The organism is Bacillus cereus (assembly GCF_015071065.1).
Taxonomy (GTDB): domain Bacteria; phylum Bacillota; class Bacilli; order Bacillales; family Bacillaceae_G; genus Bacillus_A; species Bacillus_A cereus_BA.
Genome location: NZ_VOVA01000087.1, coordinates 1 through 575 on the forward strand (window position 1 = coordinate 1; position 575 = coordinate 575).

Below are 575 nucleotides of genomic sequence, written 5' to 3' on the forward strand. Positions count from 1 at the left end.
AAGGTGCCAAGAAATACTTTGTAGTTTTATTTCTTGGCATGGGTATTTATTTGGGTCATTTGGATGCCGACCTTACAATAGTATATGTCCACTATATGAAATGGTTTGTTATTTACGTTCAGTTCAGTAAATTTAGGAAAGAAAAAACACCTATTTTTTAATAGGTGTTTTTTCTGCAAATTGGCTTATAAAATTAATGGAAAGGTTTTTCTATTCATTCATTTTTAAAAATCATCTCTATGATCATGTTCACGTTCATCTCTACGTTCGTGTCTATGTTCATCACATTCTCTGCAATGCTTACGTTTGCAACAGAAACGATTACAATCAGGTGAATTTATAGAGATTACGTTAATTCTGTTAATCGCAATACGTGCTAATCCTGGGAAACAATCAAAGTCAGATAAAATAATTACGTTGTTTCCTTGAAAACCTTGGAATGTTGCACTTGTAGGTCTTTGAGAATCATATTGAATAACAATACAAGTACCAGGAGTTAATGTTCTTAAGAATTGTAATAATTCTGGATTATTATTCTCCTGTCTATTGTTTTCTTCTTTTCTGTGATGATCTCT

General features: G+C 31.5%; 1 protein-coding gene. It reads right to left on the reverse strand.

The features are described 5' to 3' along the window. Positions 1–224: 224 nt before the first annotated feature. Positions 225–575 (reverse strand): hypothetical protein (locus FT637_RS29585; protein WP_193649260.1); only part of this gene is annotated, 351 nt, incomplete at its 5' end.